We start from the raw sequence: 13,781 nt of genomic DNA on the forward strand, positions 1-13,781 counted from the left end.
AAGAAAGAAAGAAAGAAAGAAAGAAAGAAAAAGTCAACACTTTTGCTTAAAAAATTTTTAACAACCTGATATTAACAAAGATAGAAATGCAAAACAAATTTAAACCAAAAAAATAAACCTTTATTAAATCAACAAAAAAACGCAAAACAAAACAAATCAACGAAAAAACATACACCAAATCACGCTTTCTTATGCTTCTTGCTTGTAAGAAAACTTTCCGGTCCGGGCTGTTTTAGTTTTTATCAAGCAAAGTTGCTTGTCCGGCAATGCATGTAATTTAAAAACGATGAAAGATAATTTTTACACGACGAAAGAAGCATTTTTAACGATAAAAGAAAAAAATCTTTAAAAACAACCACTCCCCTTTCCGGCAACACCACACACTAATCGACAAAAGATATATTTTGCTCGACGAACGAAAAAAGCACCGGCCTAAAACCGGTGCTGCACACAGAATAACCAATACAAAACATACTTGCGATTTACTGCACAGCAGACAACCAATATACTTTTGGATAAGGTGCTACTTCTTGCGGGCGGGTAGCCAAAAGAAAAAGCAGCCGCGTGGTGAGTGCTGCCACAGCCCAACTACCTACCGCTAATTGAGGCGGCGACTGCCTTTCCGGCATGGCAACATAGCGCCGGGCTATCTCATGCAACCAAGCGGTTTCTTCCTTTGAAAGTTGCGCTTCCAGCAGGTGTTGTACAAAGCGCACCTCTGCCCTTTGCGGATCAGCACCAATAATATCATCTAAGAATGGCCCTTCCGGGGACACCACTATTGCCAGAGCAGCCCACCCCAGATTGTAAGGGTGAATAACCGGTATTTGACGGCGTGCACAAGCACGGTCAAACAAAAAAGGAACATCAGAAGTAAAATCCAAGGCATTCACGGCTATATCCACTCCCTGAAGGCAGTCTTCCATATTGTTTTTATCGATAAAAGCAGATATTGCCTCTATGGAAGCTTGCGGATGGATCGCCCGCAGGCGTTTGGCAAGGGTTTCGGCCTTTAACCTGCCGATGTCCTGTTGTGTGTAGTTCTGCCTGTTCAGGTTGCTTAATGATACGGTATCGCCATCGACAAGCCGCAGGCGCTCAAAGCCCAAGCGCAAGGCGCATTCGGCAATGTTGCTGCCGATGCCGCAGCCACCTAAAAGGACGCGACATGTTGCCAGGCGGGCTTGTTCTTCCGGCTCTATGTAAAGGTAGTTTCTATCGTAGCGCATAGCGTTCTGTTTGAGCATTTACCCAATCTTCCAAGTCATGGTGTTCTATCATGACGGGCACCGTCAGCGATCCTACGATGTATTTTGCTTGCCCCAGCTCCTTAATATTCAACCCAAGCTTCTTTAACAAGCGCAGCACGCCGGCATCTACTTCCGCCACAAGCACTCCCTCGTGGGCTGCCACAAAACCTACTGCCCAGAAACAAAGTGCCGGCAATACACTTTGCTTTTCGAGGGGGATGTCGTCGTGCCAAGAGGCAGCCAAGCGCCCACAATGCCAAATGGGACGGTCACTTAAAGTAGCGGGGTCTATGCCGAAGTATTTCTGCAAAGGCAGCTCCAATGAGGGGTTCCACAAGGTAAGCTTTACGCTTCCTACCGTGTACTTGCCTATTTTAAAAAGCCAATAGTGTGAAAAAGGATAAAACAGTTCATCTTCTTCGAGCAGCTCCCGGTAGTCGTCCTCTGTGGGGCGCCAACCATTGAGGCGGGAATAGGTGCGCGCATACACATCAAAAACAAAACGGGTAAAATCCGGCAGCTCTTCATAGCGAACCTCCCATACACCAAAAGGACCGATTTGCCCTGCCCATTGGTGTCTCTTTGCTTGTCCGGTTAAAAATGCAGTTGTGTTCATCACCGTATCTGTTAGTAGTTTTACCTACACAGAGTTACGCAATGCCGGGGCGCTTGTTGGCTGCCCCGGTACCATTCCAATATCATCGGTGCAATATTTCCCGGAGAGTTGGCCGTTTTATCAAAAAAGCGACATACCAAAGGCAAAGTCGCTCATAACAAGTGTTTTGTGTTATTTTTTTTGTAACTTGTAGAAAAACCAAATCATTGAAAAGCTATGACTAAAATCAGAGGTAAAAAAGTGCTGGTCACCGGCGGTGCCAATGGCATTGGGCGCTTGCTGGGCGAACGCTGCCTGAAAGAAGGCGCAGCCCATCTGGTCATTTGGGACATCAACGAGCAGCGCTTAGCCGAAACAAAAAAAGCATTTGAGAAGCAGGGCTACCAGGTCAGCAGCTATATTGTGGATGTGTCGAATGTAGAAGAAATCAAGACGGCAGCGGCGCTTACCTTATCCGAAGTAGGCAAGATTGACATTTTGTTCAACAATGCCGGTATTGTAGTGGGCAAGTTCTTTCATGAACACACTCACGAAGAAATCAGCAAAACCATCGATGTGAATGTTCTGGGGGTGATGCATGTGGCACGCGCTTTCTTGCCTGACATGCTGCGCGAAAAGAGCGGCCACATCGTGAATATAGCATCGGCTGCCGGCCTGTTGGCCAATCCCAAAATGTCGGTGTACGTGGGCAGTAAGTGGGCGGTGCTGGGCTGGTCTGAGTCGCTGCGTATTGAAATGGAAGAAGAAAAAACCGGTGTGAAGGTAACCACGGTCACGCCCAGTTACATCAAAACCGGCATGTTCGAGGGGGTGAAACCACCGCTGTTGGCACCGTTGCTTGAGCCGGAAGAGATTGTAGATAAAATCATCGATGCAGTAAAAGAAAATGAAATTTTGGTTACGGCGCCCTGGTCGGTACACCTGATTCCTATCTTGCGCGGCTTGATGCCTGCACGTATTTTTGATTGGGTCATAGGCAAAGGGTTGGGCATTTACGAGTCGATGGCAAGTTTTGTGGGACGCCCCAAAGAAGAAGCCGTGCCGGAAAAGAAAAGCTCAAAAATCAAACTGGATGAGTAGCATTTGATTATTGTCTGAAGCGAGCCTCTGCCGTATGGCAGGGGCTTTTTTTATTCCACCGCTTTTTTTAAAGTGCAGGCGTATTCCTGTTTTTGTATTTTTGCCGGGTAGCCTCTAAAAAAACCGGAAAGACTATGACATTATGGAAGCATTTTGTATGGGTAGCAATTGGCGGGGCAAGCGGCAGCATGCTGCGCTATGGTACGGCACTGCTTTTTAAAGAATGGCAATGGGAACGCTTGCCGTTTGCCACGCTTACCGTCAACTTACTGGGCTGTCTTTTGATCGGTTTTCTCTATGGGTTATTGAACGAATTGCCTCACTTTCCCAGAAAATATATATTGCTGTTGGCAACAGGTTTCTGTGGTGGGTTTACTACTTTTTCTTCTTTCGCCTTTGAAAATGTGGAATTGTTGGAGACACAAAGCCTTGGGCACAGTTTGCTTTATATCTTTTTGAGTGTTGCCGGGGGGATTCTCTGTGTGATAGCCGGCGTGTGGATAAGCCGCCAGGTAGTGTAAAAACAAACTTATCTTATTGATCATGCCGAACGCAGTGAGACGCCTCGTCAAACCAAGCTTTTTTAAGACAAGAGATTTCTCGCTTGTGCTCGAAATGACAAAAGGAAATGCTCGAAACGATAAGTACAAAAGCGGGACGACGAAAGCAAGCCAAACAAAAAAACGGGCAGCCGTCTGACTGCCCGCAATGATTGGCTTCTTCGTTCGTATGAACAATCTTACGCCAACTCGCCTTTCACTGCCTTTTGTACCTTCTCGGCGGCTTCTTGCAGCGTGATGGCAGAATATACTTTCAAGCCTGATTCGTCGATGATTTTGGCAGCTTCTTCGGCATTGGTGCCCTGCAAGCGCACGATAATCGGCACATTGATTTCACCAATGTTTTTGTACGCTTCCACTACGCCATTGGCTACGCGGTCGCAGCGCACAATACCACCAAAGATATTGATAAGAATAGCTTTCACGTTCGGGTCTTTAAGGATGATGCGGAAGCCTGCCTCTACGGTTTGTGCATTGGCTTTGCCACCTACATCCAAGAAGTTGGCGGGTTCGCCTCCCGACAGTTTAATCATATCCATGGTAGCCATTGCCAAGCCGGCACCGTTTACCATACATCCCACGTTGCCATCCAGCTTCACGTAGTTTAATCCATACTCACCGGCTTCTACTTCGGCGGGGTCTTCTTCGGTGATGTCGCGCAGGGCAGCCAAGTCAGGATGACGGAAGAGTGCGTTGTCTTCCAAGTTTACTTTGGCATCTACGGCAATGATTTTATTGTCGGAAGTTTTAAGTGCCGGGTTGATTTCCACCAAAGAAGCTTCAATATCTACATAGGCACGGTAAAGGTTCTTGATGAATTTCACCATTTCTTTCATGGCGTCGCCTTCCAGCCCCAACGCAAAAGCTACTTTGCGGGCTTGGAAGTCGCGCAAGCCTACACGTGTATCGATAAATTCTTTTACGATTTTATCGGGGTGTTTTTCTGCTACTTCTTCGATGTCCATGCCCCCTTCTGAGCTGGCAATGATGACGTCTTGCCCCGTGGCACGGTCCAGCAAGATAGATACGTAGTATTCTTTAGGCTCGGAAGGTCCGGGATAATACACATCTTGGGCTACCAGCACTTTGTGTACTTTTTTGCCTTCGGGGCCGGTCTGGGGGGTTACCAGCTGCATGCCCAATATTTTGCCGGCTACCTCTTCTACTTCGTTGATGCTTTTGGCAAGCTTCACACCACCACCTTTGCCGCGTCCACCGGCATGGATTTGCGCTTTGATAACAAAGATTTCGGTACCGGTTTCTTCTTGCAGCTGACGGGCAGCCTCTACGGCTTTGGCAGGCGTGTCGGCTACGATGCCTTCTTGCACGCGCACACCGTAGCGCTTCAATATGTCCTTAGCCTGATATTCGTGAATGTTCATGTTGTATAGACGTTTATTGATTAGAACACGATTGTTTGAACGTTTCAAATATACAAAAACAAGCGGCTTGAAAGCAAAAAAAGATGCCCGAAGGCATCTGTATTCTTATGTATTCTTAGGCTTCCAGCTCTACACGCTCTGCCAGGCTTGGGTCGAGCATGTCGGTTTCTATGCGCAGATTATTGATAATAAATTCCTGACGGTCAGTTGTATTGCTTCCCATGTAGTAAGAAAGCAGCTTTTCTATGTTGGTATGCTCTTGCAAGATAACAGGCTCGAGACGCATGTCTTCGCCGATAAACTGCTTAAACTCTTCGGGCGATATTTCACCTAAGCCTTTGAAGCGTGTGATTTCCACACCCTTGCCCAGCTTTTCTACTGCCTGTATCTTCTCTTGTTCCGAATAGCAGTAAATGGTTTGTTTTTTATTGCGCACGCGGAATAAGGGGGTATCTAAAATATAGACATGACCGTGGCGTACCAAGTCAGGATAAAAGCGCAAGAAAAAGGTCAGCAACAGCAAGCGTATGTGCATGCCGTCGGTATCGGCATCGGTGGCAATTACCACACGGTTGTATCGCAGCCCTTCCAGGCCGTCGTCCAGCCCCAAGGCGTGATGCAAGAGGTTCAGCTCTTCGTTTTCATACACTACCTTCTTGCTGGCATTCCAGCAGTTGAGCGGCTTGCCACGCAAAGAAAACACGGCTTGGGTGCGCACGTCGCGCGCCTTGGTCATGGAACCACTGGCAGAATCGCCTTCGGTGATGAAGATGGTGGTTTCGTAACGCTCGTCTTTGTTGGTATCGTTGAAGTGAATGCGGCAGTCGCGTAGTTTGCTGTTGTGCAAGCTGGCTTTCTTCACTCTCTCTTTTGCCAACTTACGGATGCCGGCAATCTCTTTACGCTCCTTTTCCGACTGCTGAATGCGCTTGAGCAGGGCTTCGGCGGTTTCGGGGTGCTGGTGCAGGTAGTTGTCCAGCTCCGTTTTCACAAAGTCAAGGATAAAAGCCCGTATGGTAGGACTGTTGGGGTCGGGCGACAGGTTGGTAGAACCCAGCTTGGTCTTGGTCTGCGACTCAAACACAGGTTCTTGCACGCGGATGCTAATAGCTGCCACAATGGAAGCCCGGATGTCGGTGGTGTCGAAATCTTTTTTGTAGAAGTCGCGCACCGTCTTCACGACTGCCTCACGGAATGCCTGCTGGTGGGTGCCCCCTTGGGAAGTGTATTGCCCGTTCACAAACGAATAATAATCTTCGCCATATTGCGAGCCATGGGTCATGGCTATTTCTATGTCTTTGCCTTTCAGGTGAATGATGGGGTAGCGAATTTCCTCTTCATTCACTTTATGACGCAACAGGTCCAAGAGGCCGTCCTTAGAATGAAACTCTTTGCCGTTGTACACCAAGGTCAGTCCGGCATTCAAGAAAGCATAATTCCACAGCAAGTTTTCCACGAACTGCGGAATGAATTTAAAATGTTTGAAAATGGTTTCATCGGGTTCGAAAACAACCAAGGTGCCGTCCGGCTCGTCGCAAGGCTTTACGGGGTGGTCTTTGACCAGGACGCCCCGCTCAAACTCCGCTATTTTGGTTTTTCCTTCGCGCACAGACTGCACCATAAAGTAGGTAGAAAGGGCATTGACGGCCTTGGTACCTACCCCGTTCAAACCAATGGACTTTTGAAATACGGAAGAATCATATTTTCCGCCGGTATTTATCTTCGACACGCAGTCAATCACTTTGCCTAAGGGGATACCGCGCCCATAGTCGCGCACACGCACGCGGCGGTCTTCTATGGTTACCTCTATGCGGTTGCCATAGCCCATCAAATGCTCGTCTATGGCATTGTCTATCACTTCTTTCAACAAGATATAAATGCCGTCTTCTTGCGAAGAGCCATCGCCCAGTTTTCCTATGTACATGCCGGGACGCAGGCGTATGTGCTCCCGTGGTTCAAGGGTGCGAATGCTGTCTTCGGTATAAGCTACTCCGTTGCTGCTGTTTGTGTTTTTCTTTGCCATTGTTCGTTCCTTCAAAGCTTATGTTCTGCAAATGTAAAGGAAAAATATGTTCCTTCAGTCTTGTTTGATGATACAACTTTTCACGAAAAGAAGCAAGGGCACCCCCGGTAAGCAAAAAGCGGAAGGCTGTCAAACAGCTCTCCGCTTTTGTTTGAAATGTGGGCGGTCTGTCAGGCGTCGAACTCCAGAACAAGGTCGTTTTGTTCTACCAGTGTGCCTGCCGGCAGGTGTATCTTCCCTACTTTTCCTGCACGCGGCGCTGTCACTACCGACTCCATTTTCATGGCTTCAATCACAAAAAGCGGTTGGTTCACCTTTACCTCCTCGCCTTCTTTCACTTTGATTTCCGATATTTTGCCTTGCAAGGGGGCGCCTACGTGGTGTGCTTCGGTGGCTTTGGCATGTGCTTGTTTCACTTGCCCCACCGACTCATCGCGCACACGCACGCGGCGCAGCTGACCGTTCAGCTCAAAAGAAACCGTACGGTAGCCCTCTTCATCCACAGTAGATGACACGCCCACTTTTTTAATCAGGATGGTTTTGCCTTCGTCTATGTTCACCAAAATTTCTTCCCCATCTTTCAGGCCATAATAAAATGCCGGTGTGGGGATATACCACACATCGCCATAGCGGCTGCGGTGCTCGTGGTATTGCTCAAACACCGCCGGATATAAGCAGTAGGACAGGAAGTCTAAGAAAGAATATTCCTCACCAAACTTTTGCCGGAAAGCATCAAATTCAGCATCAAAATCGATGGGCTCAAGATATTCGTTCGGGCGCTTGTCGAAGGGTTGTTCCCCTTTCAGCACCAGCTGCTGCAGCTTTTCGGGAAATCCGCCATAGGGCTGCCCCAGCTCGCCGCGGAAAAACTGCTTCACCGACTCGGGGAAAGCAAGCGTGGCGCCCTTCTCCAAAATTTCCGCGGGGGTGAGCCCGTTCGAAGTCATGAAAATAGCCATGTCGCCAACTACTTTTGAACTTGGCGTTACTTTGACGATATCGCCAAACAGTTCGTTGGCAAGACGGTAATTCTCCTTGATGGTCTCGAAACTTCCTTCCAGCCCCATGGATTCGGCTTGCGCTTTCAAGTTAGAGTATTGCCCACCGGGCATTTCGTGCTCATATACCGTGGCAGTGCCGGCCTGCAGCCCGGCTTCAAAGGGGTAATAATACGCCCGCACGGCTTCCCAGTAGTCGGAAAGTTTATTCAGGTGATTAAGGTCGTAGGGGTTTCCCCGCTCGTGTCCCTTGAGCATGGCTACAATAGAGTTGAAGTTGGGCTGCGAAGTAAGCCCCGACAGTGCGGCAATAGCCACGTCCACCACGTCCACGCCGGCATCGATGGCTTTCAGGTAAGTGGCCGGCTGCACCGAAGCGGTATCATGGGTATGCAGGTGAATGGGTATGCTCAGGTGCTCTTTCAGCGCATTGATAAGCATTTCAGCAGCATAGGGTTTCAATAAACCGGCCATATCTTTGATGGCTAAAATATGCGCGCCGGCATCTTCAATGCGACGTGCCAAATCAATATAGTATTGCAGGTTGTATTTCTTGCTGCGCCCGGGGTCTTGCAGGTCGCCCGTATAACAAATGGCAACTTCAGCAAGGCTATTGGTGTATTTGCGTACTGCCTGAATACTTACTTTCAGGTTTTCAAGGTAGTTCAGTGAGTCGAAGATACGAAAGATGTCGATGCCCTCTTGCGCTGCCTTTTCTATGAACTTTTCTATCAGATTATCGGGATATGCCTTATAGCCCACGGCATTGGAGCCACGCAGCAGCATCTGAAGCAAAATATTGGGCACAGCTTGGCGTATCATACGCAGCCGCTGCCAAGGGCATTCTTTCAGGAAGCGCAGGGCTACGTCGAAAGTAGCACCGCCCCATACCTCCATAGAGAAGGTTTGAGCGTGGTGGTGGGCAAAGCAAGCCGCCGCCTCCACCATATCGATGGTGCGCATACGGGTAGCCAACAGCGACTGATGGGCATCGCGCAGGGTGGTGTCTGTAAACTGTATTTTCTTTTCTTGCTTCAACCACTCTACAAAACGCTCCCGCCCCATCTCTTCAAGCATCTGCTTGGTTCCGGGCGGCGTTTCGGTATAACGGTCTTTGGTGGGCAGCTTCGCTTGTTTGAAAGTGCGGTCGTCCAGGCGTTTGTTTTTCAGGTCAGGATGTCCGTTCACGGTGACATGCGCCAAATATTGCAGGGTGCGGGTGCCGCGGTCCAAGCGTTTCTCTATGTCGAAGAGCTCGGGGTGTTGCTGTATAAAGTTCACGGTGGCTTCGCCCCGCTGAAAAACCGGATGGGAAATCACATTGAGCAAAAAGCCGATGTTGGTCTTCACGCCCCGGATGCGGAACTCGCGCAAAGCACGATGCAGGCGCTGCGCAGCCCCTTTCAGGGTACGCCCCGAAGCAGATACTTTCACCAGCATGGAATCGAAAAAAGGCGAAACACGCACACCGGGATAAGAGCTGCCCTCATCAAGGCGTATGCCAAAGCCGGCTGCATTGCGGTAAGCAATGACGGTTCCGAAATCAGGCTTAAAGTCGTTCAAAGGGTCTTCGGTGGTGATACGGCACTGAATGGCAAAACCATTGACCTGAATGTCGTCTTGGCTGTGAATCCAAATGGGTGGGTCGCTCAGTTTATAACCACGGGCTATTTCTATTTGTGAACGCACGAGGTCAATGCCGGTGACCTCTTCGGTGATGGTGTGCTCTACTTGGATGCGCGGGTTTACCTCTATGAAGAATATATTTTCTTGCGGGTCCACCAAAAACTCTACCGTGCCCACATTGTTGTAGTTCACGTAGCGGGCAATGCGCAAGGCATAGTCGTAGAGCTTTTGTTTGGTTTCGTGCGAAAGTGTTTTGGCAGGGGCTACTTCCACTACTTTCTGAAAGCGGCGCTGCACCGAGCAATCCCGTTCGTAAAGATGCACAATATTGCCATAGTTATCGCCCATGATTTGCACCTCTATGTGCTTGGGGTTGTCTATGTAGCGCTCCATAAAAATGGTATCGTCGCCAAACGCACGTCCTGCTTCGCGCTTGGCTTCTTCGAAGGCTTTCAGCAGTTCCTGCTCACTGCGCACTACACGCATGCCCCGCCCCCCACCACCGGCTGCTGCCTTCAACATGATGGGGTAACCAATGCGTTCGGCTTCTTTTAGGGCTGTTTGTTCGTTGGTAATCGGGCTCCGGTTGTCTTCAATCACGGGTACGCCGGCTTGGCGGGCTATCTCTTTGGCAGACACCTTATCGCCCAGTGCCGCCATGACTTCCGAACGCGGTCCTATAAAAATAATGCCTTCTTCTTCGCAGCGGCGGGCAAAATCCACGTTTTCAGAAAGGAAGCCATAGCCCGGATGGATGGCATCCACCTGTTTGCTTTTGGCCAGTTGTATGATCTCTTCAATGTCCAGATAAGGCTTCAAGGGCTCGTCTTCGTCGCCTATCAAATAGGCTTCATCGGCTTTGAAGCGGTGCAGGGAATAGCGGTCTTCATAAGTATAAACAGCTACGGTGCGAATATGTAGCTCAGAAGCAGCGCGTAAAATACGAATGGCGATTTCACCACGATTGGCTACCATCAACTTCTTGATGGGACGCGGAGGCAAAGGTGTTACCATAGTATTGAATGATTTTTAAAATGGAAGACAGGTGTTATACAAATACAGTAGCGAAACTAATAAAAAAGTGTATTTTTTTCAAAAAGCGAATTTTCGCAAAAATGATTATGGCAAATAAAAAAGCTGCGGAAACAGTCTTTCGCTTCCACAGCCCTCTTTTTTGGTTTGGTTGATATAGTTTCCTAAACCCCTCGCCGCTTGATGCGTTTTTCCACTTCTTCGGTTTCTTGCTGTATTTTTCGAAGACGCTCGTTGTTTTTGGCAGTCAGAATCACCGAAGCCAAGTTTTCCGATACGCGTGCCAGGAAGTCCCGTTTGTATTCGGGTATGGGGGTCAGACTCATCAACTCCACTACCGCATATACGTTTTCGTTCAGCTTCAATGGTGCCACCAATACACTACGGGGCTTGGCACCGCCCAAAGCAGAGCTTATTTTATCGAAGGTCGGGGGTACATCTTCGAGGTAAATCATATTTTTATCGCGAAAAGCTTGCCCCACAAGCCCCTCGCCGGGCAAAAATTCTTTGTCTATATAGCGCCGCTTGTTCAGGGCATAGGCTGCATAAAGCTTAAGAGTAGTTTTGGCAATATTTTCTTCAACGAAATAGATGGCTCCCTGCTGTAGGTCCATGTATTTTACGAGATTGGAAACAATGAGGTAAGCCAACTCATCAAGCGCCAGGTTGGAGGCGCCGCGCAGTACGCCTGCGAAATGAGCGACCCCTGCTTCTATCCAGCGCTCTTCTTGGTCGCGCCGGGCTACTTCTTTCAATTGTTGCCGCATTTGCTCGAGAATCACGATGAGGTTGTTTTCCGTATCGCTCAGTACTTCTTTACTGCCTTTATATTGTGCATCGAGATTCCCTTGCCCTATTTCCTTGGCAAACTCGGAAGCATGGTAGAGTGTCTCGGAAATGCGGTTCAGGTTGCGTGCTACAGTACCTATCTCATTGTTGTTGTAGTGTGTTACCTTCACGCCCAGCTGCCCATTGGCCAGCAAAGCCGTAACCCTTGCTATCTGGCGTATAGGTTGAAGAATTAAGTAACGCCCCACAATAAACAAGATAAAAAACAGCAATACGGTCAGGCTAAGCAAAGTATAAAACCACACATATTGAACATGCTCCTGCTTTTGAGCCCAGTCCAAATAAATTGCCTTCAAGGCATTGTTTTTACTTGCAAATTCAGAGGCTTGAATACTTACCCACGCCCTGTCGTAAGTAGCTTGACGGGCTTCGGGCATACCACTCAAGTAACGCACCAACCATTCTATGGAAGGCGATAGTTCCTTCCAGTCTTTACGCAGCTCTTTTAGCTTTGCTTCGGCTTCTTTGACCCGCACAATTTGCACTTTCTGCCGGTTACCGATGGTATGCACGCCCCCACTTTGCAGCACTTCCAAGTAGGTGGTGTAGCGTGCCCGCAGCTGTTCCAACTTATCGGCAGAATGAGAAAGGACGACGGTAGTATCGGACGTAGTAGCCCACACTTCTACCATGCCGGCGATTTCATCTGCCAAGCGACCGGTCTCTACTGCCAATGCTACCGTATTGACATGCTTCATCTTAATGCCTTTGTAGTACACAGTAGCGAAGTAGGCAAAAAGCAACAGCATGGAAAAAGCGGCTGCCACCAAGGCAATCAGTCGCAAAGGCAGATTGTTCAATAATTTCATAGGCACTCACTTTGAAAGTGAAATATAAAAAAACTTTGCCATTCTCTTACACCTTATTTCATTTATTGAAGGCTGTTTGTGAGTGTGCTTCTTCCGGATCAAGTGCCCGGAAAAGGTCTTCGCCTTGCTCCTGCGGCAAAATGGTAAGCACGTTTGCCAACACCAGTAAAGTAAGCGTGCGGGAAGCCATACGTCTTGTAATGCCGGCTACTTCGGCAAAAGTGGATACATTGATATGTCCATGCTCAGCCAGGTGGCGCATCAGCAGCTGCTCTTTGGTGCCATAACGAAAACGGAAAGATTTATTTTTCCGCTTCTCCCGCAGGATGACACGCATTTCTTTGCTTGCCTGTATGGTCTTGTCATTGACCCGCACATATACTTTTTTGCTGCCGCTTTCGTCTATAAAGTAAAGCAGTGTCGGTGACTTGGGGATGTTAAATATAAGCACTTCCCTTTCTTTCCGGTCTTCTACTTGGAGCACATCCAGGCGGTACTCCAAAGCCGGCTGTATGTGTTTCTGTATGGCACGCCGCAGCACGTATAATTCTTCATCCGGAAACTTTACGCCTTTTATTTTCAGATCATCGCTTACACCTACTATCAAAATGCCGCCTTCGGTATTGGCAAAGGCAATCATCTCTTTAATGATTTTTTCCGGGTGTGAAGATTTCAGTTTGAATTCGAGATGCAAGCCCTCGCCTTGCCGTACCAGCCGCTTTAGCTCTTGCCATTCCATAACTATGTGTTTTTCCAAAAAAACAGGACCTATATGATAGGCAACAAGGCGCAAAGAAAAAAAATTACAGCAAGCAAAGCGAATTTTTAAAAGCATGCCTTTGCAGCCCTCTCCATGCAGATGAAAGCGGTAGCTTTTTTAGCAGGGCTTCTAAGTGCCGTACATGGTGCGCGTCGGTAGCCACAAAGTCAGCCATTCCTTCTTTGAGCAAAGTTTCGGCCTGTTTGCGCACGCCGGCGCCATAGTAGCCTATAAAAGAAAGCAAATTCAATTGAAAGAGTCCGTCATAGCGGCGCCAAAGCTCTATCAGTGGCTTTCCTATGTAAAGGTAGCGCTCCGGGTGCGCCAATACAGGCACATAAGCCCGGTGACGCAACTCAAAGAGTACTTCGGCAAGCAGGGCCGGCTGTTGAAATACAGGCAATTCAAGCAAAACATACCGCTTTCCAAATGTAAGTAGCGTTTCGTTCTGTTTCAGTGCATCGAGCAAGTGTTCATCGGCATAGTACTCGGCGGCATAGGCAGTGCGAGGCAAAGGGGCAGCCACCGCCTGTGTCTTCACCTCCTTATAGGCAGCGGCAATGGTATGGGGTGTATTGGGATAATGGGGCGGCAGTATGTGGGGCGTAGCCACGGTGGAATGCCATCCCATATGCCGCATAAGTAGCAGCATATCGAGAGATTCTGTAAGAGTCTTTACACCATCATCGATGGCAGGCAGCCAATGTGCGTGCAAATCGGCACCTAAATGATTGGAAATCCAGGTAAATAACTGCTTCTCACGCCGGCGTGTATTCCCCCAAAAGGCAAACCACAT

At 48.6% G+C, this 13,781-nt stretch carries 10 protein-coding genes; 2 read left to right on the plus strand and 8 right to left on the minus strand.

Annotation, left to right across the window (positions count from 1 at the left end; translation table 11 throughout):
* Window positions 1–482: 482 nt before the first annotated feature.
* Both K384_RS05980 and K384_RS05985 read right to left on the minus strand, forming a co-directional pair.
* On the minus strand, window positions 483–1,229 hold the full coding sequence (locus K384_RS05980; RefSeq protein ID WP_038030397.1) for a HesA/MoeB/ThiF family protein: 747 nt from the start codon (window positions 1,227–1,229) through the stop codon (window positions 483–485).
* The gene (locus K384_RS05985) at window positions 1,216–1,866 is read right to left on the minus strand and encodes a hypothetical protein (RefSeq protein ID WP_038030399.1); all 651 of its coding nucleotides are present in this window, start codon (window positions 1,864–1,866) and stop codon (window positions 1,216–1,218) included. The genes K384_RS05980 and K384_RS05985 overlap by 14 nt, the downstream gene beginning before the upstream one ends.
* A 216-nt stretch (window positions 1,867–2,082) precedes the next feature.
* Here K384_RS05985 and K384_RS05990 point away from each other — a divergent pair, with 216 nt between their 5' ends.
* Both K384_RS05990 and crcB read left to right on the plus strand, forming a co-directional pair.
* Window positions 2,083–2,946, plus strand: a complete 864-nt coding sequence (locus K384_RS05990) for an SDR family oxidoreductase (protein ID WP_038030401.1) — start codon at window positions 2,083–2,085, stop codon at window positions 2,944–2,946.
* 134 nt (window positions 2,947–3,080) lie between these two features.
* Entirely contained in the window at window positions 3,081–3,467 is a 387-nt protein-coding gene (gene crcB, locus K384_RS05995; RefSeq protein WP_038030403.1) for a fluoride efflux transporter CrcB, read from the plus strand.
* Between the two features lie 218 nt (window positions 3,468–3,685).
* On the opposite strand, the gene sucC is transcribed toward crcB, so the two are convergent.
* From sucC to K384_RS06025, 6 genes are all read right to left on the minus strand, one after another.
* Window positions 3,686–4,888 carry an ADP-forming succinate--CoA ligase subunit beta gene (gene sucC, locus K384_RS06000; RefSeq protein WP_038030405.1) on the minus strand — a complete coding sequence of 401 codons (1,203 nt, stop codon included), beginning with the start codon at window positions 4,886–4,888 and terminating at the stop codon, window positions 3,686–3,688.
* 115 nt (window positions 4,889–5,003) lie between these two features.
* Entirely contained in the window at window positions 5,004–6,911 is a 1,908-nt protein-coding gene (locus K384_RS06005; RefSeq protein WP_038030406.1) for a DNA topoisomerase IV subunit B, read from the minus strand.
* A 170-nt stretch (window positions 6,912–7,081) separates the two neighbouring features.
* Window positions 7,082–10,549, minus strand: a complete 3,468-nt coding sequence (locus K384_RS06010; RefSeq protein ID WP_038030408.1) for a pyruvate carboxylase — start codon at window positions 10,547–10,549, stop codon at window positions 7,082–7,084.
* Window positions 10,550–10,731: 182 nt separating this feature from the next.
* Entirely contained in the window at window positions 10,732–12,225 is a 1,494-nt protein-coding gene (locus tag K384_RS06015) for a GAF domain-containing protein (RefSeq protein ID WP_038030410.1), read from the minus strand.
* 58 nt (window positions 12,226–12,283) lie between these two features.
* On the minus strand, window positions 12,284–12,964 hold the full coding sequence (locus K384_RS06020) for an AlbA family DNA-binding domain-containing protein (RefSeq protein WP_038030568.1): 681 nt from the start codon (window positions 12,962–12,964) through the stop codon (window positions 12,284–12,286).
* 64 nt (window positions 12,965–13,028) lie between these two features.
* A complete protein-coding gene (locus K384_RS06025) occupies window positions 13,029–13,781 on the minus strand; it encodes a tyrosine-protein phosphatase (protein WP_051633171.1) in 753 nt (250 codons plus the stop codon).

The organism is Thermonema rossianum DSM 10300 (assembly GCF_000426825.1).
GTDB lineage: Bacteria > Bacteroidota > Bacteroidia > Cytophagales > Thermonemataceae > Thermonema > Thermonema rossianum.

Coding starts and splice junctions, on each gene's coding strand:
- K384_RS05980 (WP_038030397.1), bottom strand. CDS start 1,229: ATGCGCTACGATAGAAACTACCTTTACATAGAGCCGGAAGAACAAGCC.
- K384_RS05985 (WP_038030399.1), bottom strand. CDS start 1,866: ATGAACACAACTGCATTTTTAACCGGACAAGCAAAGAGACACCAATGG.
- K384_RS05990 (WP_038030401.1), top strand. CDS start 2,083: ATGACTAAAATCAGAGGTAAAAAAGTGCTGGTCACCGGCGGTGCCAAT.
- crcB (WP_038030403.1), top strand. CDS start 3,081: ATGACATTATGGAAGCATTTTGTATGGGTAGCAATTGGCGGGGCAAGC.
- sucC (WP_038030405.1), bottom strand. CDS start 4,888: ATGAACATTCACGAATATCAGGCTAAGGACATATTGAAGCGCTACGGT.
- K384_RS06005 (WP_038030406.1), bottom strand. CDS start 6,911: ATGGCAAAGAAAAACACAAACAGCAGCAACGGAGTAGCTTATACCGAA.
- K384_RS06010 (WP_038030408.1), bottom strand. CDS start 10,549: ATGGTAACACCTTTGCCTCCGCGTCCCATCAAGAAGTTGATGGTAGCC.
- K384_RS06015 (WP_038030410.1), bottom strand. CDS start 12,225: ATGAAATTATTGAACAATCTGCCTTTGCGACTGATTGCCTTGGTGGCA.
- K384_RS06020 (WP_038030568.1), bottom strand. CDS start 12,964: ATGGAATGGCAAGAGCTAAAGCGGCTGGTACGGCAAGGCGAGGGCTTG.
- K384_RS06025 (WP_051633171.1), bottom strand. CDS start 13,781: ATGTGGTTTGCCTTTTGGGGGAATACACGCCGGCGTGAGAAGCAGTTA.